The 16,721-nt window shown below is 62.5% G+C and carries 16 protein-coding genes; 11 read left to right on the forward strand and 5 right to left on the reverse strand.

The annotated features are described in order from the left end of the window. Window positions 1-9 precede the first annotated feature (9 nt). Window positions 10-2,064 (reverse strand): S9 family peptidase, encoded by a 2,055-nt coding sequence (locus tag ACMGF8_RS12835; RefSeq protein ID WP_207167234.1) that lies wholly within the window; start codon window positions 2,062-2,064, stop codon window positions 10-12. Window positions 2,065-2,164: 100 nt separating this feature from the next. Between ACMGF8_RS12835 and ACMGF8_RS12840 the strand changes: the two genes are divergently transcribed. From ACMGF8_RS12840 to ACMGF8_RS12850, 3 genes are read left to right on the forward strand one after another with little or no spacing between them, the layout of a single operon-like run. Continuing rightward, window positions 2,165-2,662, forward strand: a complete 498-nt coding sequence (locus ACMGF8_RS12840) for an MFS transporter (protein ID WP_102861644.1) — start codon at window positions 2,165-2,167, stop codon at window positions 2,660-2,662. 32 nt (window positions 2,663-2,694) lie between these two features. After that, on the forward strand, window positions 2,695-3,471 hold the full coding sequence (locus ACMGF8_RS12845) for a class II glutamine amidotransferase (protein ID WP_110595098.1): 777 nt from the start codon (window positions 2,695-2,697) through the stop codon (window positions 3,469-3,471). Between the two features lie 10 nt (window positions 3,472-3,481). Continuing rightward, window positions 3,482-4,024 (forward strand): DUF2937 family protein, encoded by a 543-nt coding sequence (locus ACMGF8_RS12850; protein WP_102861646.1) that lies wholly within the window; start codon window positions 3,482-3,484, stop codon window positions 4,022-4,024. Window positions 4,025-4,156: 132 nt separating this feature from the next. Here ACMGF8_RS12850 and ACMGF8_RS12855 read toward each other — a convergent pair whose 3' ends face one another. Further along, on the reverse strand, window positions 4,157-5,077 hold the full coding sequence (locus ACMGF8_RS12855; protein ID WP_102861647.1) for a LysR family transcriptional regulator: 921 nt from the start codon (window positions 5,075-5,077) through the stop codon (window positions 4,157-4,159). A gap of 138 nt (window positions 5,078-5,215) precedes the next feature. On the opposite strand from ACMGF8_RS12855, the gene ACMGF8_RS12860 reads away from it, so the two are divergent. The 4 genes from ACMGF8_RS12860 to ACMGF8_RS12875 all read left to right on the forward strand — a co-directional run bounded on the left by ACMGF8_RS12860 (window position 5,216) and on the right by ACMGF8_RS12875 (window position 8,939). Beyond that, window positions 5,216-6,499 (forward strand): MFS transporter, encoded by a 1,284-nt coding sequence (locus tag ACMGF8_RS12860; protein WP_102861648.1) that lies wholly within the window; start codon window positions 5,216-5,218, stop codon window positions 6,497-6,499. Window positions 6,500-6,571: 72 nt separating this feature from the next. Continuing rightward, a complete protein-coding gene (locus ACMGF8_RS12865) occupies window positions 6,572-7,324 on the forward strand; it encodes a 5-oxoprolinase subunit PxpA (RefSeq protein WP_416759838.1) in 753 nt (250 codons plus the stop codon). After that, window positions 7,321-8,025, forward strand: a complete 705-nt coding sequence (gene pxpB, locus ACMGF8_RS12870; RefSeq protein WP_115581810.1) for a 5-oxoprolinase subunit PxpB — start codon at window positions 7,321-7,323, stop codon at window positions 8,023-8,025. The genes ACMGF8_RS12865 and pxpB overlap by 4 nt, the downstream gene beginning before the upstream one ends. Then, window positions 8,022-8,939 carry a biotin-dependent carboxyltransferase family protein gene (locus ACMGF8_RS12875; protein WP_207167237.1) on the forward strand — a complete coding sequence of 306 codons (918 nt, stop codon included), beginning with the start codon at window positions 8,022-8,024 and terminating at the stop codon, window positions 8,937-8,939. Before pxpB ends, ACMGF8_RS12875 begins: the two co-directional genes overlap by 4 nt. A gap of 113 nt (window positions 8,940-9,052) precedes the next feature. On the opposite strand, the gene ACMGF8_RS12880 is transcribed toward ACMGF8_RS12875, so the two are convergent. The 3 genes from ACMGF8_RS12880 to ACMGF8_RS12890 form a co-directional block, all read right to left on the reverse strand. Next, complete coding sequence (locus ACMGF8_RS12880) at window positions 9,053-10,231, reverse strand: vWA domain-containing protein (RefSeq protein WP_102861652.1); 1,179 nt, start codon at window positions 10,229-10,231, stop codon at window positions 9,053-9,055. A gap of 164 nt (window positions 10,232-10,395) precedes the next feature. Next, a complete protein-coding gene (locus ACMGF8_RS12885) occupies window positions 10,396-11,241 on the reverse strand; it encodes an AAA family ATPase (RefSeq protein WP_011059855.1) in 846 nt (281 codons plus the stop codon). 143 nt (window positions 11,242-11,384) lie between these two features. Then, entirely contained in the window at window positions 11,385-12,461 is a 1,077-nt protein-coding gene (locus tag ACMGF8_RS12890) for a DUF748 domain-containing protein (RefSeq protein ID WP_102861653.1), read from the reverse strand. Between the two features lie 127 nt (window positions 12,462-12,588). Here ACMGF8_RS12890 and cysK point away from each other — a divergent pair, with 127 nt between their 5' ends. The 4 genes from cysK to ACMGF8_RS12910 all read left to right on the forward strand — a co-directional run bounded on the left by cysK (window position 12,589) and on the right by ACMGF8_RS12910 (window position 16,664). After that, window positions 12,589-13,563, forward strand: a complete 975-nt coding sequence (cysK, locus tag ACMGF8_RS12895) for a cysteine synthase A (protein ID WP_102861654.1) — start codon at window positions 12,589-12,591, stop codon at window positions 13,561-13,563. Window positions 13,564-13,789: 226 nt separating this feature from the next. Then, a complete protein-coding gene (locus tag ACMGF8_RS12900) occupies window positions 13,790-14,728 on the forward strand; it encodes an aspartyl/asparaginyl beta-hydroxylase domain-containing protein (protein ID WP_102861655.1) in 939 nt (312 codons plus the stop codon). 352 nt (window positions 14,729-15,080) lie between these two features. Further along, entirely contained in the window at window positions 15,081-15,944 is an 864-nt protein-coding gene (locus tag ACMGF8_RS12905; RefSeq protein ID WP_102861656.1) for a DMT family transporter, read from the forward strand. Window positions 15,945-16,286: 342 nt separating this feature from the next. After that, complete coding sequence (locus tag ACMGF8_RS12910) at window positions 16,287-16,664, forward strand: hypothetical protein (RefSeq protein ID WP_102861657.1); 378 nt, start codon at window positions 16,287-16,289, stop codon at window positions 16,662-16,664. Window positions 16,665-16,721: the final 57 nt, after the last annotated feature.

The following is a 16,721-nucleotide window of genomic DNA, read 5'->3' on the forward strand; positions in this document are numbered from 1 at the left end:
GAGAGTTCCTCAGTCCAGGCCCAGAATGTTCAGGATAAAGGCATATTCGAGGGCTACGTCACGTAATCCCTGGTAACGGCCGCTCATGCCGCCATGACCGGCGCCCAGTTCGGTCTTGAGCAGCAGCAGGTTGTCGTCGGTCTTGGTGGCGCGCAGTTTGGCCACCCATTTGGCGGCTTCCCAGTACTGCACGCGACTGTCGTTGTAGCCGGCGATCACCAGGGTCGCCGGGTAGGCCTGGGCCCGGACATTCTCGTAGGGGGCGTAGGCCTTGATCCGCTCATAGACCTCAGGCTCCTCGGGATTGCCCCATTCGTCATACTCGGTGACGGTCAGTGGCAGTTCCGGGTCGAGCATGGTGTTGAGCACGTCGACGAAGGGTACTTCGGCGATGGCCGCCCGGAACAGTTCGGGTCGCTGGTTGAGCACGGCGCCGATCAACAGGCCGCCGGCACTGCCACCGCTGATGGCCAGTTGCTGGGCGCTGGTCAGGCCCTGGGCGATCAGGTGCTCGGCGCAGGCGATGAAGTCGCTGAAGGTGTTCTGTTTGTGTTCCTGCTTGCCGGCGCGATACCAGGCTTCCCCCAGCTCGCCACCGCCGCGCACATGGGCGATGGCAAAGGCCACGCCGCGATCGAGCAGGCTCAGGCGGGCATGGGAGAACCAGGGATCGAGGCTCTCGCCATAGGCGCCGTAGCCATACAGGTACAGCGGTGTCGGTTGGCCCAGGCACTCGCGCTTGACCACCAGGCTGATGGGCACCTGGGTACCGTCGGCCGCGGTGGCCCAGAGGCGCTGGCTGACGTAGGCATCGGCGTCGAAGGGGCCCAGCACCGGGGTTTCCTTGAGCACCTGCTGTTGACCGTCGGCCAGTTGCAGCTGGCGTACCTGGGCCGGGCGATTCAGCGCCTCGTAGCGCAGGCGGATGCGATCGCTGGAAAACTCCAGGCTGTTGTGCACGTGCAGACTGTAGGCCGCGTCCGGCAGTTGCACGCGATACACGGGCAGGTCCTGGGGATGCACTTCGATGATCGGCAGGCCGCCTTCGCGCAGGCTCAGGGTCATGGCGCCGGCATTGAGGGTCACGCCGTCGAGCATCACCTCGGGGTTGTGCGGGACCAGCAGTTGCCAGTCGCCTTCCTCGGGGATAACGCCTTCGTCCGCAGCCTGGTAGAGGGCGAAGTTGATGCCCTCACGGTTGCTGCGGATGAACCAGGTCCACTGGCCGTCGAGTTGACCGTGATCGACATCGTATTCATGGCCTTCGACCCGTGGCGCCAGGCAGGTGAACGGCAACTGCGGCTGCGCGGCATCCAGAGCCCAGGTTTCGCCGGTGGTCTTGCTGCCCAGGGACAGCAGCAATTGGCGCTCGGAGCTTGAGCGGTAGCAGTGCAGGAAGAAGCGTCCGTCCGGCTCGTGGAACACTTCCTCGGCGGCTGTGCCGTCCAGGCGGTAGCGGAACAGTTTGTGCGGGCGGTGAGTGTCGTCCAGCTCGCCGAAGAACAGGGTCAGGCTGTCGTTGGCCCAGGTCATGCTGCCGTCGCAGTTGTCGAAGGACAGCTCGCTGACCTTGCCGTTGGACAGCTCCTTGATGAACAGGGTGTAGATTTCCTCGCCGGTGGTGTCGAGGCTGTAGGCCAGGCGCTGGTGGTCGGGGCTGATGCTGAAGGCACCTAGGGAGAAGAAGCCTCCGTTGGCCAGGGCATTGGGGTCCAGCAGCAGCTGTTCGCGGCTTTCGTCCACCGTCAGGCTGTCGTCCGCCGGGCGCGGGCAGCGGTAGTGCCGGGCGTATTCGTCACCGGCGGTGGTGCGGGTGTAATACAGGTACGGGCCCCAGGGCGAGGGCAGGGACAGGTCGGTCTCGAGGATCCGCCCCTTGATCTCTTGGAACAGTGTCTCGCGCAGGGGCGCCTGGTGGGCCAGCCGGGCTTCCTGGTAGCTGTTTTCAGCGTTCAGGTAGTCGAGCACCGCGTCGGTGTCGCGTTCCTGCAGCCAGGCATACGGGTCAGCGCCTTCGGCCTTGTGGGCAATCGGGGCGCTGCTGTCGTTGGCGGGTAGGGGCATGGGTGGCTCTCGAACGAAGACAAATGAGGGCTTGGCAGACGGCGGTGCAGCCTGACACGGGAAAAGTCGTTATCATAAGCGCCTCTTTGCCTGCCTTGCCATGGACACCATGACCGAGAACGACTATCTGATCGCCTGGGGCCTTTACGCCTTTGCCGCCTTGGGCTGCCTGCTGGTGTGGATGCGCCTGACCCGCTGGATGTGGCGCTGGCTGCGCGAGCCGCTGCGTGTACTGGTGGCGGTGCTGCTGTTCAGTCCCACCATCATCGACCCGGTCAAGGAAAAATTTGCCCCGGCGGTGGCTATCACTGCCCTGGATATGGCCTTCAAGGTCGGCAACAACGCCTGGCGCGCGGTGTCCGATCTGTTCATGTACGGCATGATCGCCTTTGGCGTGTACCTGCTGTTCGTGCTGATCCGCTGGCCCATCGAGCGTGCCGCCAATGAACGCCGCCAGCGCAATGAAGCGGCGCAAGCCGCGGCCAAGGCTGCCGAAGTCGAGGATGACCAGCCCTTTGGTGGCGCCGGCAATGACCGTTATGGTCGTCCGCCAGCTGCGGGCACCCCCCTGAACACGCGGGTCGAGCCGCGTCTGTAACCTGGCCCCGGCATTGCAGCGAGAGTCCGAGCATGTGTGAGTTATTGGGCATGAGCGCCAATGTACCGACCGATATCGTCTTCAGCTTTACCGGGCTGATGCAGCGCGGCGGCCGCACCGGCCCCCATCGCGACGGTTGGGGCATCGCCTTCTACGAGGGCCGCGGCCTGCGGCTGTTCCAGGACCCGGCGGCCAGCAGCGAGTCGGAAGTGGCCAACCTGGTGCAGCGCTACCCGATCAAGAGCGAAGTGGTCATCGGCCACATCCGCCAGGCCAACGTCGGCAAGGTCTGCCTGGCCAACACCCATCCCTTTGTCCGTGAACTCTGGGGCCGCAACTGGTGCTTCGCCCATAACGGCCAGTTGGCGGACTTCCAGCCCCAGACCAGCTTCTATCGTCCGGTGGGCGATACCGACAGCGAAGCGGCCTTCTGTGACTTGCTCAACCGGGTGCGCGAAGCCTTTCCCGAACCGGTGGAGGTCGAGCAACTGCTGCCGACCCTGATCCAGGCCTGTAGCGAATACCGCAGCAAGGGCGTGTTCAACGGCTTGCTCAGCGACGGTGACTGGCTGTTCTGCTTCTGCTCCACCAAGCTGGCGCAGATCACCCGGCGCGCGCCGTTCGGCCCGGCCCGGCTCAAGGATGTCGATGTGATTGTCGACTTCCAGGCGGAAACCACCCCCAACGACGTTGTGACGGTGATCGCCACCGAACCTCTGACCGAAAACGAAACCTGGACCCGCTATCAGCCGGGCCAATGGAGCCTGTGGCGGCGCGGTGAATGCGTCAGCCACGGCCAGACCGAATAAGGACATCTCTATGTTGCTCAGTTATCTGCGGCTGGTGTTGTTCGCCGCCGGCCTGTTGATCGGTGTGCAAGTGCCGGGTTTCATCAGCGACTACGCCAAGCGCGTGGAAGCCCACTTGATTGAGTCGCAGAACAGCCTGCGGGGCTTCCAGGGCACCGCGCAGCAGTTCTTCAAGGGCGATCTGAATGCGCTGGTGGCCCATTACCGGGCCAGCGAAGACCCGGTGTTTCGCAGCGATGCCGAAAGCTTGAGCGGTTTGCTCCATCGTCAGCTGGCCCTGGACAAGCAATACCAGGCGATGCAGGGCCCGTGGTACATCCGCCTGTTGCAAGTGGCCCTGGCAGCCGACCCGGATATCCGCAAGGAAACCTGGGACGGCTACAGCTACCAGATCCTGCTGACCCCGGAAGCGATGATCTGGGGCATGAGCGGCGCCATGCTGCTGTCCTTTGGACTGGAGTGCCTGTACCGCCTGATCGACTGGGTGGTCCTGGGCGGGCGGCGTTTGCGCCAGAGCCGTCCCATCGAAGAACGTGACCTCAAAGGCCTCTGACTGCCAGTAGGTGCCTTCACTCCACATCTGTAGGAGCCGGCTTGCCAGCGAAGGGGCCTGTAAGCCTGCGTCTGGCTACAGATCGCCTTCTCGCTGGCAAGCCAGCTCCTACGAGGGGGGGGATGGCGATGTTTACTGGGGGGCGATCAGTACCAGCTGATCCTCGCCGACCTTCTGCCCATAGCGCTGCACCACGCGCTGGCACAGCTCCACGATATCCTCCACCAGTTCCACGCCCACGCGCCACGACACCACCACCTGCAGGTTGGGCGGGCGCTGGTCGATGGCCAGCAGGGTCAGTTCGCCACGGGCCAGCTCTTCGCGGACCAGCACCGGCGGCAGGGCGCCAATCCCGAAGCCGTCCCTGAGCAGGCGGGTGATGGCCGACACCGAGTTGACGCAATTGAGCCGTGGCGCCGGCACCCCGTTGGCCTGCATCAGGCTCAGTACCTGCTGGTGGGGCAGGGAGTTCTTCGAATAGGTGATGATCCGCTCCCGGGCCAGCTCGGCGAGATTGGCGTAGTCGCGGTTGTAGATCGAGTTGCTGGCGGCAATCCAGCCCACCGGGTGGCTGGCCAGCTCCCGGCTGCGGATGCTTTCCTGGCGCAGCAAGTCGGTCTGCAGCACCAGGTCGAGAAAGCCTTTTTGCAGCTGGTCGCAGAGATTCAGCGAGGTGTCGGCCACCAGTTCGATTTCCACTTGCGGGTAGTGATCCATCATTTCCGCCACCAGGGGGCTGAGCCAGGTGTGGATCACCGTATCCATGACCCCGATGCGAATCCGCCCGACCTTGCTCGACGGCGCCTCGATGGACTGTTTCAGCACCTGCAGGGTGTCGAGCATCTGCTCGGCGTGCTCCAGCACCTTGAGCCCTTGCGGGGTCAGGCTGACGCCCCGCGAGTCCCGCAGGAACAGCTTCACCCCCAGTTCGCCTTCCAGCACCGCGATACGGCTGGAGATGGCCGCCTGGGTGGTGAAGAGTTTTTCCGCGGTCAGGCTGAAGCTCTTGAGCCGCGCCACCCAGACGAAGGTTTCGAGAAACTTGAGATTCATGGGATCAACTTTTCTTATGCCTTGGGGCGGTTTTTATTAGTTGGACGCAGGTTGTGCCTGAACCGAAGAATGGCCCAACCCACGATATGCGTCGTCGGGGCCCAGAACAATACCAACAACACTACCCTGGAGATCGCCATGAGTGCGCCCGAAACATTGGCCGCCAAGGCTCCGCGCCGCGCCGGCCCGTTTGACTGGTACCGGGACATCAACCAGCAGGAACGCCGGACATTCTGGAGCTGCAAGATAGGTTACGGCCTGGATGGCATGGACACCCAGATGCTCAGCTTCGTGATCCCGACCTTGATCGCGCTGTGGGGCATCACTTCCGCCGAAGCCGGCCTGATCCATACCAGTACCTTGCTGGCCTCCGCCCTGGGAGGCTGGATCGCCGGGATTCTTTCCGACCGCATCGGCCGGGTACGCACCCTGCAACTCACGGTGCTGTGGTTTGCCGTCTTCACCTTTCTCTGCGGTCTTGCGCAGAACTACGAACAGTTGCTGATCGCCCGCACCTTGATGGGGTTTGGATTCGGCGGCGAGTGGACCGCCGGGGCGGTGCTGATCGGTGAGGTGATCCGCGCCAAGAATCGCGGCAAGGCGGTGGGCATGGTGCAGTCCGGCTGGGCCCTGGGCTGGGGGCTGACGGCGCTGCTGTATGCGCTGCTGTTCTCCTTGCTGCCGCCGGAGGACGCCTGGCGCGGGCTGTTTCTGCTGGGCATCCTGCCGGCGATTTTCGTGATCTTCGTTCGTCGCCTGGTCAAGGACCCCGAGGTCTACCGGGCAACCAAGGCGCGTGAAGCGCCAAGCAACCCGGCGCGGTTCTACGAGATCTTCGCCCCGGGGATTCTCAGCACCACCCTGCGCGCCTCCTTGCTGGCGGCAGGGGCACAGGGTGGTTACTACGCCATCACCTTCTGGCTGCCGACCTATCTGAAGACCGAGCGCGGCTTGAGCGTGCTCAGTACCGGCGGCTACCTGGCCATGGTGATCGCCGGCTCCTACGTGGGCTATGTGATCAGCGCCTACCTGACGGATATTCTCGGCCGCAAGAAGAACTTCGTGCTGTTCGCCGCCGGCTCTTTCACCATTGTCCTGCTCTATACGCAAATGCCGGTGAGCAATGCCGTGATGCTCTGGCTGGGCTTTCCCCTGGGCTTCTTCGCTTCAGGCATTTTCAGCGGCATGGGGGCGTTCCTCACTGAGCTGTTCCCCACCCGTATCCGTGGTTCCGGCCAGGGGTTCTGCTACAACAGCGGCCGGGCGCTGGCGGCGCTGTTCCCGCTGCTGATCGGCCTGCTGAGCCAGCATGTACCCCTGAGCGTGGCCATCGGCAGCTTTGCCGCGGTGTCCTACGGCGTGGTGGTGCTCGCGGCCCTGAGCCTGCCGGAAACCCGCGGCAAGGAACTTGAGGCGCGCTAACTGATAATCTGCGCGGACATTGCGCGACAGCCCTGCAACTGACCCACAACAAGAACCACAGGAGCACTGACCATGAGCCGCCTGTTATTGAATTGCGACATCGGCGAGAGCTTTGGCAACTGGACCCTGGGCCTGGATGCCGAGGTGATGCCCTTTATCGACTGCGCCAACATTGCCTGCGGCTTCCATGCCGGCGACCCGGGCATCATGCGCAAGACCGTGGCCCTGGCCCTGGCCAACGGCGTGCGCATCGGTGCGCACCCGGCCTATCAGGATCTGGCCGGTTTCGGCCGCCGCTCCATGAGCTACTCGCCCGAGGAAATCCAGGATCTGCTGCATTACCAGATCGGTGCACTGGATGGCATCTGCCGGGCCCAGGGCGGGCGGGTCGAGTACGTCAAACCCCACGGCGCGATGTACAACGACATGATGGCCAAGCCGACCCAGTTGCGGGCGGTGATCCAGGCGGTGGCGGCCTACGACCCGCAACTGCCGTTGATGCTCATGGCCACGCGGGATAACAGCGCGGCCCAGGCGCTGGGCGACGAATATGGCGTGACCCTGTGGTTCGAGGCCTTCGCCGACCGCGCCTACGACAATGCCGGGCACCTTGTTTCGCGACAGCTGCCAGGGGCAGTGCACCACGATTCGGCGACCATCATCGAACAGGCCCTGACCATTGCCCGTGGCGAGCCTTTGACCGCCAGCGACGGCAGCGCCTTGCAGTTGCACGCCAACACTTTGTGCGTGCATGGCGACAACGCCAGTTCGGTGGCGGCCGTGCAGCGCATTCGCGCGGCCTTGAACCAGCAGTCCGGCCTATGAAGCCACAGGTTGAAGTCGTCGCCATCGACTGCCTGATGGTGCGGTTGTTCGAGGTGATCGCCGAGGACAACATGCCCTGGATGCTGGCCGCCGCCCAAGGGCTGCGGCGGGCTTTTGGCGAGTCTCTGATCGACCTGGTGCCGTCCTATACCACGTTGATGGTGCATTACGACCTGCTGGCCCTGAGTCCGTCCGAGGCTCGGCAGCGGATCGCGGTCGCCTTGACCGATCTGGCGCCCAGTACCACTCAGGCCGGGCGCGAGCATGTGCTGCCGGTGTGGTACGACCTCAGTGTCGGGCCGGAACTGGCGCTGTTGTCCCGGCGCAGCGGGCTGTCGGTGCCTGAGGTGATCGAGCGTCACAGCCAGCGTGAATATCAAGTGTTCGCCCTGGGTTTCGCGCCCGGATTTGCCTTCATGGGATTGGTGGAAGAGGCGCTGGCGGCGCCGCGGCTGAACACCCCGCGCAAGCGGGTGGCGGCAGGCAGTGTGGGGATCGCCGAACGCCAGACCGCCGCTTACCCGGTGGTATCGCCGGGGGGCTGGAACCTGATCGGCCGGACCCCGAGCCGCCTGTTCGATCGCGAGCGCGAAGGCTACAGCCTGATGCAGCCGGGGGACCGCGTGCGCTTTGCTGCCGTGGAGCGGGCCGAGTTCCTGCGCCTGGGGGGCGATGACACGCCGCTGGAGGTGCCGGCATGAGCCGCTTGATGATCGAGGCCAGCACCCCGCTGTGCATGCTGCAGGATGCCGGGCGTTTTGGTGTGCGCCATTTGGGCGTGACCCAGGGTGGGGCGCTGGATTGGGTGTCGATGTCCTGGGCCAACTGGCTACTGGGCAATGCCCTGGATGCGCCGGTGCTGGAAATCACTCTGGGCGGTTTCACCCTGTTGGCCGAGGACTATTGCCTGCTGGCCCTGGCCGGGGCCGATCTGGGGGCATATGTCGATGAGCGGCCTTTGAGCCCGGGACGCAGTTTCATCCTGCAAAAGGGCCAGCGCCTGCGTTTTACTCAACCTTTCTTCGGCGCCCGGGCCTACCTGGCAGCCCCTGGCGGATTTGACGCGCCCAAGGTGCTGGGCAGTTGCGCCAGTGTGTTGCGCGAAGCCTTGGGCGGTCCGGATGGTTATGGCCGGGCCCTGAGCGAGGGCGGGGCCTTGAGTTACTCGGGGACTGGCGGTGCGCTCAGGAGCCTGTCGGCCGCGCAGTTGCCGGATTGGCAATGCGCAGCACCCCTGGAGGTGATTCTGGGCGCGCAGATCGGCCAGTTCGGCGGTTTGAGCCTGTTCGACGCCTTCAACAGCACCTGGACCCTGGACAGCCGTGCCGATCGCATGGGCGCGCGCTTGCTGGGGCCGACCTTGCAGTATCAGGGCCGGCCGATGATTTCCGAGGGCATTCCCCTGGGGGCGATCCAGGTGCCGCCGGACGGCCAGCCGATCATCCTGCTCAATGATCGGCAGACCATTGGCGGCTATCCGCGATTGGGGGCGTTGACCCCCTTGTCACTGGCGCGGTTGGCGCAGTGTTTGCCGGGCAGCGAGGTGCGATTGACGCCGGTGGTGCAGGAAACGGCGCATCGGCAGCAGGTGGCATTCTTGCGCAGGTTTGGGTAATGGCTGAAGGCGGCCGCTTCGCCACCGTTCGCAGCCTGCGGCAGCGGCTACAGGGGGCTCTGTAGCCGCTGTCGAGCCATGGCGAGGCTGCGAAAAGGCCCGCAAGGCCGCGCTTACTTGGACAGGAAACGCATGCCTTCTTCCAGGCCACGCAAGGTCAGCGGGTACATCTGGTCTTCGATCAACTCGCGAACGATGTTGGTCGAAGCGGTGTAGCCCCAGGTGTCTTTCGGGTAGGGATTGATCCAGATGAGCTTCTTGTACTTTTCCATGAAGCGCTGCATCCACACATAGCCGGCTTCCTCGTTCCAGTGCTCGACGCTGCCGCCGGCCTGGGTGATTTCATAGGGCGCCATGGCGGCGTCACCGACGAAGATCACTTTGTAGTCGGCGCCGTACTTGTGCAGCAGGTCCTGGGTCGAGGTGCGTTCCGAGCCGCGGCGCAGGTTGTTCTTCCACACCGATTCATAGATGAAGTTGTGGAAGTAGTAGTACTCCAGGTGCTTGAACTCGGTCTTGCAGGCCGAGAACAGTTCCTCGCAGATCTTCACGTGGGCATCCATGGAGCCGCCGATATCGAACAGCAACAGCAGCTTGATGCTGTTGCGTCGCTCCGGGCGCATCTGGATGTTCAGCAGTCCGGCATCACGGGCGGTGTGGTCGATGGTGCCGTCGATGTCCAGCTCCTCCGCCGCCCCCTGGCGCGCGAACTTGCGCAGCCGGCGCAGGGCCACCTTGATGTTGCGGGTGCCCAGTTCTACCGAGTCGTCGAGGTTCTTGTATTCGCGCTGGTCCCAGACTTTCACCGCCTTGCCCTGGCGCTTGCCGGCGTCGCCGACGCGGATGCCTTCCGGGTTGAAACCGCCGGAGCCGAAGGGGCTGGTGCCGCCGGTGCCGATCCACTTGTTGCCGCCGGCGTGGCGTTCCTTCTGTTCTTCCAGGCGCTTCTTGAACTCTTCGATGAGTTTGTCCAGGCCGCCCAGGGACTGGATCTGCGCCCGTTCCTCATCGCTCAGGGAACGCTCGAATTCCTTGCGCAGCCAATCCTCGGGGATCAGCGCCTGCAGGTGGTCATCGAGCTTTTCCAGGCCGTTGAAGTAGGCGCCGAAGGCTCGGTCGAACTTGTCGAAATGCCGTTCGTCCTTCACCAGGATCGCCCGGGCGAGGTAGTAGAACTCGTCCATGTCGGCGAAGGTCACGCGCTGCTTGAGCGCGTTGATCAGGTCCAGCAGCTCGCGTACCGACACCGGTACCTTGGCCGCGCGCATTTCATTGAACAGGTTGAGCAGCATGACTATCGCTCTCTAATGATCTAGGGGTCTGTTCAGAAGCTCGCCAAGCGGCGATCAGGCAAGGCAGAAACAGGTGAGGAGGCGGAGTTTAGCGAGCTAAATGAGCATTCCGAACCGATTTCTAACGCAGCATGATCGACGCGCAGGCAGCTTCTGGGCAGAGCCTAACGACTACCGCGACGGCTCATGAAGGCCAGGCGTTCCAGCAACTGCACGTCCTGCTCGTTCTTCACCAGGGCGCCGGCCAGGGGCGGGATGGCCTTGGTCGGATCGCGTTCGCGCAGCACCGCTTCGCCGATGTTGTCGGCCATCAACAGCTTGAGCCAGTCCACCAGCTCCGAGGTCGAGGGCTTCTTCTTCAGGCCCGGCACCTTGCGCACATCGAAGAATACGTCCAGGGCTTCGCTGACCAGGTCTTTCTTGATGTCCGGGTAGTGCACGTCGACGATCTTTTGCAGGGTGGTGCGGTCGGGGAAGGCGATGTAGTGGAAGAAGCAGCGACGCAGGAATGCGTCCGGCAGCTCTTTCTCGTTGTTGGAGGTAATGATGATGATCGGCCGCTGCTTGGCCTTGATGGTCTCGTCGATTTCGTAGACGTAGAACTCCATCTTGTCGAGCTCTTGCAGCAGGTCGTTGGGGAACTCGATGTCGGCCTTGTCGATCTCGTCGATCAAGAGGATCACCCGCTCCTCGGATTCGAAGGCTTCCCAGAGCTTGCCCTTCTTCAGGTAGTTGCGGATGTCGTGGACCTTGTCCACACCCAGCTGGGAGTCGCGCAGGCGGCTGACCGCGTCGTACTCATACAGACCCTGGTGGGCCTTGGTGGTGGACTTGATGTGCCAGGTGATCAGCTTGGCGCCGAAGGATTCGGCCAGTTGCTCGGCGAGCATGGTCTTGCCGGTGCCGGGTTCGCCCTTGACCAGCAGCGGACGCTCCAGGGTGATGGCGGCGTTGACTGCCAGCTTCAGGTCATCGGTGGCGACGTATGCGCTGGTGCCTTCGAACTTCATCTGCAATTCCTCGAACGGTGACGGCGAGCTGCCCGGGGCAGATCGATTGAATGGAGAGTGATGGCGCGACTATAACGCGGTGCCCGGTCGACTGTGAACGTGGACGCCCCATTCAGTCTCTGAATGGAGCGTCACGGGGTGACTCAGTCAGTCGAGGGCTTGGGTTGTTCGTAACGGGCATTGAAAGCCTGGATGAATCCATTGCGCAAAATCTGCAAAAACGCCTGGAATGCGCTGATATCTTGCTGGTGCACACTGCCGCTGAGTTCGACCCGGGTGGCGAACTGGTTCTTGTGCTGGTTCTTCAGCAGGTTTTCCCCGGCCCCCACCAAGGCTTCCCATACCGAGCGGAATATTCCTTTGTTGCGGTTCTCCACGTCCTGCTGCCAGTTGAAGACTTCCACGTCCCGCAGCAGCGGCTTGATATAGCCATGCAGTTGGCCCTTCTCGGCCTGGGCTTCGATCACCACGTCGCCGTGTCCGGCATTGAAGTCGAACTTGCCGTAGGCCGAGGCGAAGTCGTTGAAACGCTTGAGTTCAATATCCCGGGCCCGCAGACGGAATTCGAAGTCCTCGAAATTGCTCAGGGGGTCGAAGGTGGCGGTGCTTTCCATGGGGGCCTGGCCTTGCAGCAAGGCCTTGCCGTCGAAGCGTGCATCGCGTTTGCCCTGGGTATCCACCACGTTGGTCAGGTTGTAGACGCTGGCATTGACCTGGGTGGCGCCGATGTTCACCGGGGGCGTGGAGCTGAAGTTGCGAAAGTGGATCTTGCCGTCGCTGATCCGCAGCTCGTCGAGGGTGATGGGCAACAGCTTGCCCAGTTGCGCCCGCCAGTCGGTGCCTTCACCGGTCTGCGACGCTTGCTTGTCGGCGCCGCCATCGACGAAGTTCAGCTCCGGCTGGACGAACTGCACCTTGGCCACCACGGCGTGGTCGTACCACAGTGAATGCCAGCTCACTGCCAGGTCGATCTGCGGCGCCTTGACGAAGGGCACCGGCACCTTGCCGCTGACCTTGACGATCTCCAGCCCGTTGATGCGGTAGGCGCCGCGCCACAGGGCCAGGTCGATATCGCTGATCTGGCCACGGTAGTCGCCCATGTCCGCCAGTTTGTCATTCAAGTAGTCGCGCACCAGATAGGGCAGGGTGAAGTGCAGGGCCAGCAGCAGGACCAGCAGGCCGGCCAGGGTCCATAGGGGCCAACGGTAACGACGTTTCATGATCAGCAGTCTCCAGCCGTATAGAGGCATTGACTGCCTGGGGTCGCAGTCGTTCGGCGCGACTGGACGCTCAAAGGCACCAGGCATACCCTTGAGGACTTCTTCACTGCTGCATAAGGACCCAGCCATGAGCCGAATTTTTGCTGACAATGCCCATTCCATTGGCAATACGCCCTTGGTGCAGATCAACCGTATCGCCCCTCGCGGCGTGACCATCCTGGCCAAGATCGAAGGGCGTAACCCGGGCTATTCGGTGAAATGCCGGATCGGCGCCAACATGATCTGGGACGCGGAAAGTCGCGGCAAGCTCAAGCCGGGCATGACCATCGTCGAGCCCACTTCGGGCAACACCGGGATTGGCCTGGCGTTCGTCGCCGCTGCCCGTGGTTACAAGCTGATGCTGACCATGCCCGCGTCCATGAGCATCGAGCGGCGCAAGGTGCTCAAGGCCCTTGGGGCGGAGCTGGTGCTGACCGAGCCGGCCAAGGGCATGAAGGGCGCGATTGAAAAGGCGGCGGAAATTCTCGCCAGCGATCCGTCCAAGTACTTCATGCCGCAGCAGTTCGATAACCCGGCCAACCCGGCGATCCACGAGAAAACCACCGGTCCGGAAATCTGGAACGACACCGACGGCGCCGTGGACGTGCTGGTGGCTGGGGTCGGCACGGGTGGCACCATCAGCGGCGTGTCGCGCTATATCAAGAAGACCCAGGGCAAGCCGATCCTCTCGGTGGCGGTGGAACCTGCCACGTCGCCGGTCATCAGTCAGAAACTGGCCGGTGAAGAGATCAAGCCCAGCCCCCACAAGATCCAGGGCATCGGCGCCGGTTTCGTGCCCAAGAACCTGGATCTGGAAATGGTCGACCGGGTCGAGCTGGTGACCGACGAGGAATCCAAGGCCATGGCCCTGCGGTTGATGCAGGAAGAGGGGATTCTCTGCGGGATTTCCTGCGGCGCGGCAATGGCGGTGGCGGTGCGCCTGGCCCAGACCCCGGAAATGCAGGGCAAGACCATCGTGGTGATCCTGCCGGACTCCGGCGAGCGCTATCTGTCGAGCATGCTGTTCAGCGATCTGTTCACCGAGCAGGAAAACCAGCAGTAACGCACCCCGGGCATTCGCCGACAGGCGCCGGCTCGCCGGTGAATGCTGACCTACATCAGGCAAGAGCCTGGCCGCTTATGCTACTTAAGCGCCTTTGTTGCACGCCCGTTAACACTGAATGTTGAGTCGTGCGGGTTTTTCCAGGGTCCAGGAGTGTTTATCATTGCCGGCTGCCAGGTTGGGTGAACACTCCCCCCACAGGTGCCTATTTCCAAGGAGTCGTTGCATGAGCTTTTCCTTTGCCGCCAAGTTCGCGGTGTTGTCGCTGTTCGTCGGCAGCATCCTTTACGTGCATCTGCGCGGCAAAGCGCGTCTGCCGGTACTGCGCCAGTTCGTCAACCATTCGGCGTTGTTTGCCCCCTACAACGCGCTGATGTATCTGTTTTCCGGAGTGCCCTCCAAACCTTACCTGGACCGTAGCAAGTTCCCCGAGCTGGACGTGCTGCGGGACAACTGGGAAGTGATCCGCGAAGAGGCCATGCATCTGTTCGACGAGGGGTATATCCGCGCGGCGGAGAAGAACAACGATGCCGGCTTCGGTTCCTTCTTCAAGAAGGGCTGGAAGCGTTTCTACCTCAAGTGGTACGACAAGCCCCTGCCGTCGGCGGCCGCGCTGTGCCCCAAGACCGTCGAGCTGGTGAGCGCCATTCCCAACGTCAAGGGGGCGATGTTCGCCCTGCTGCCCGGTGGCAGCCACCTGAACCCGCACCGCGATCCCTTTGCCGGCTCGCTGCGTTATCACCTGGGGTTGTCGACTCCCAACTCCGACGCTTGCCGGATCTTCGTCGATGGCCAGGAGTACGCCTGGCGCGACGGTGAAGACGTGATGTTCGACGAGACCTATGTGCACTGGGTGAAGAACGAAACCGAAACCACCCGGGTGATCCTGTTCTGCGACATCGAGCGTCCGCTGAGCAGCCCGCTGATGACGCGCATCAACCGCTGGGTCAGCGCCCAGTTGGGGCGTGCGACCGCGCCGCAGAACCTTGATGACGAGCGCGTTGGCGGGATCAACCAGGCCTATGCCTGGAGCAAGCGTTTCAGCGACAGCTTCAGCGGTGTGGTCAAGCAGTGGAAGCGCCGCAATCCCAAGCTCTACCGCATCCTGCGCCCGGTTCTGGCGGTGGTGGTGCTGGTGGTCTTGTGGAAGTGGTTGTTCGGATAAGTCTTGCAATGAATATCGGGCGCCGGTTACATTCGGCGCCCGATGAGTCAACCGACTCATGGTTTTTTCCCTTCAAGAAAGATCAGCTCATGGCCTTTTCCCCTCTCAACGCGGTAGTGGTTTCAGCGGTCAACGCTGGCGTCGTGCCGTGCGGGAATCAGCAGCCTGTGCAGATCGGTCAGTACCCCCCACCTGTCAGTAGCACGCCGGTGTACGCAGTCGTATCACCGCCGGGCGTTGGCTTTTCGGGCTGATCAGCAATCGCTGCTGTTCCCTGTGCCCGCCTGAACCAAACACTACTGAACTTCAGCCTTGGCTGAATTGGCTTCTTGCCTGATTACAGGTGGTTTTCATGTTGCTCATTTCCAAAAAGTCCGCACTTGCGGCGGCTTCCACGAGCCTGTTCGTCCTGCTCTGGAGCAGTGGCGCGATCTTCTCCAAATGGGGCCTGACCCAGGCTTCGCCCTTTGCCTTCCTGCTGCTGCGTTTCATCATCGCGCTGATGGGCCTGGTGCTGCTGCTGCCCCTGCTCAAGCTCAAGTTGCCCCAGGGGCGCCGGGCCGTGGGCTTTGCCATGGCCACCGGCCTGGTGCTGCTGGGGGCCTACCAGATCTTCTACATCCTGGCCCTGGACCTGAAGGTCACCCCCGGCGTGATGGCCACCATCATGGGGGTGCAACCGATCCTCACCGTGGTGCTGATGGAGCGCCAGCGTTCCTGGAGCCGCCTGTTCGGCCTCAGCCTGGGGCTCACCGGGCTGATCATGGTGGTCTACCAGGGCATCGGTCTGGCAGGGATATCCGTCTCCGGCATGCTCTGTGGCCTGTTGGCCCTGGTCAGCATGACGGCCGGTTCGATCATGCAGAAGCGCATCACCGACAACCCCTTGGGCACCCTGCCGGTGCAGTACCTGGCGGGCCTGTTGCTGTGTGCGCTGTTCGTGCCGTTCCAGCCGTTTCACTTCGAGTACAGCGCCAGCTTCGTGATTGCGCTGCTGTGGATGGGGTTGGTGGTGTCGGTACTGGCCACACTGCTGCTGTACCGCTTGATCGCTCAGGGCAACCTGGTGAATGTCACCAGCCTGTTCTATCTGGTGCCGGCGGTGACCGCATTGATGGACTTTATCTTTTTCGGCAATCGTCTGGCCTGGCTGAGCCTGATGGGCATGGGCCTGATCATTGTCGGCCTGGTCTTCGTGTTCCGTAAGAGCGCCTGATAGTTACGGGCGACGATCTTCGCGGTGGTTGTCCAGACCTGCGGCCGAGCGCAATGCTCGGTCGCTTTTGCGCATCATTGATTCAATTAATGATCGACTATAAGCACGAATAGTGGCTAGATGCCACTATCGTCGTGTAGTTCTTTGCCGGTCAATAAAGGTCTGATTTCAAACCTTGTATGTGCACGTAATGAGCGACTGAAGCGAACCCTCAAGGTTCTTTTGATAACCAGATGCTTAGACTTTTTTGTTGGTATTCCAAATTAGTCCATCAGACAAACCTTAAAAGCTAAAGCCGGTACCTAGACTGACGACATAGTCCTTAAACAAAGGAGAGTCAGTATGAACGCAACGTTCGCTTCAACCGCTTTCGGTTTGCTTTTGGGACTGTCGAGCAGTTGTTTCGCCGCTGCTCCCGTGGCACAGGGGGTCATCCGCTTTACCGGCAGTATCGTTGAGAGCCATTGCACCACCAGCGCCGCCAGCACAGGGCTTAGCCTACGCCAATGTCCTCAAGGCTCCCGCGGCACCGCAATCGACGTAGCCCGTGTGGGAGCCGTGGCCAGCGTCAGCGCTTCGGATCATTCCGCCGTCAAGGTCAAGCTCCTGGCCGACAGTGGTTCCCAGGGCCGTTACTACAACCAGCACTATGCCTTTGTTGATCAGGCCGGCAAGGCCGTAACCTCCGGCACCTACCTGATTACCCTGAACGTTCCATAGGGCCACCGCCAGCGTTGCGACTCGGAGCTGCGGCCTCCCGAGTCGCAGGCTGATCAG

Origin of the sequence: Pseudomonas sp. BNK-7, assembly GCF_048072025.1 — a bacterium.
Classification (GTDB): domain Bacteria; phylum Pseudomonadota; class Gammaproteobacteria; order Pseudomonadales; family Pseudomonadaceae; genus Aquipseudomonas; species Aquipseudomonas danubii.